A 1,449-nucleotide genomic window follows, 5' to 3' on the forward strand; every position below is an offset into this window, starting at 1 on the left:
GATTGTGTTGAAAAACTCCGTCTTGCGGTAATTGCTTCCTGCTGATTCAGTATCGTCACAGGCTGGAGGGCGATGCGGATGATGGGCGAGCGGATCGGGATGCAGGAGGCGCTGTTCTACGAGTTCAGCCTTGAGCAACATGTTCCTGAACGTCACATGATGCGGCTGATTGATCGTTTCGTAGATCTGACTGCGGTCCGTAATCACTTGAAGCCGTTCTACAGCGATACAGGTCGCCCCTCTATCGATCCCGAACTGCTAATCCGTATGCTGATCATCGGCTACTGTATGGGAATCCGTTCCGAGCGTCGCCTGTGCGAGGAGGTTCACCTGAACCTCGCCTATCGGTGGTTCTGCCGTCTCGGTCTGGACGGCGCAGTGCCGGATCACTCGACGTTTTCCAAGAACCGGCATGGCCGTTTTCGGGAGAGCGACCTGCTTCGGCAGGTTTTCGAGACGACCGTTCGCCGTTGCATTGCCGAGAACCTGGTAGGCGGCGAGAGCTTTGGTGTCGACGCCAGCCTGATCCGGGCCGATGTCGATCGGCAGCGGGCCGTCCCCGGAGACGAGGGACTACCGCCCGATGCCGCTGGTCGTGCGGTCCGGGAATATCTTGAAACGCTGGACGACGCGGCCTTCGGCGGCTCGACGCCCGTCGTGCCGAAGAAGCTGGCGCCAACGGATCCGGCGGCACGCTTTACGGCCGCGACGCCCGAGCGGGCTTTCTTTGCCTATAGCACGAACTACCTGATCGATCTGGACCATGCCGTCATCATGGACGTCGAGGCCACAACCGCCGTGCGGCAGGCCGAAATCACCGCCCAGCGACGCATGATCGAGAGGGTGCAGGACAGGTTTGGCATATGGCCCGTACGCCTCGCGGCCGATACTGCCTATGGCGATGCGCCGAACCTGGCGTGGCTGGTCGACGAACGCGGTATCGAACCGCATATCCCGGTGTTCGACAAATCCGCCCGCAGCGACGGGACGTTCGCCCGGTCTGATTTCAGGTTTGACCACGAGCATGACCGGTATATCTGCCCGGCCAGCAAGGAACTGCGTCCGTCGCAACGCACGTCCGCAGAGCCTCGCTCCCAGGTTGATCAGGATGGGTTCATCCGTTACCGCGCCAGCAAGCACGATTGTGACGGCTGCGCATTTCGACAGCGCTGCACGCCGAATACGCCAGCCCGCAAAATCATGCGCTCGATCCATGAAGGAGCCCGGGATCTGGCCCGCGACCTCGCGTTGACGGACGCCTATGTCACGGCACGTCGACAGCGAAAGAAGGTCGAGATGCTGTTCGCCCATCTCAAACGGATCCTGAAACTGGGCCGCCTGCGATTACGTGGCCCAAACGGCGCTCATGACGAGTTCCTCCTCGCCGCAACCGCCCAGAACCTCCGCAAGATGGCCAGGCTCGTCCCACCGCGGGAGGCGATGGCGGCA

Annotated in this window: 1 protein-coding gene; it reads left to right on the plus strand. The window is 61.6% G+C overall.

From position 1 onward, the window contains the following. Window positions 1–78: 78 nt before the first annotated feature. A partial coding sequence (locus GOB85_RS18700) for a transposase (protein ID WP_173578863.1) occupies window positions 79–1,449 on the plus strand: 1,371 nt, incomplete at its 3' end.

Source organism: Acetobacter fallax, assembly GCF_011516735.1.
GTDB classification, from domain to species: Bacteria; Pseudomonadota; Alphaproteobacteria; order Acetobacterales; family Acetobacteraceae; genus Acetobacter; species Acetobacter fallax.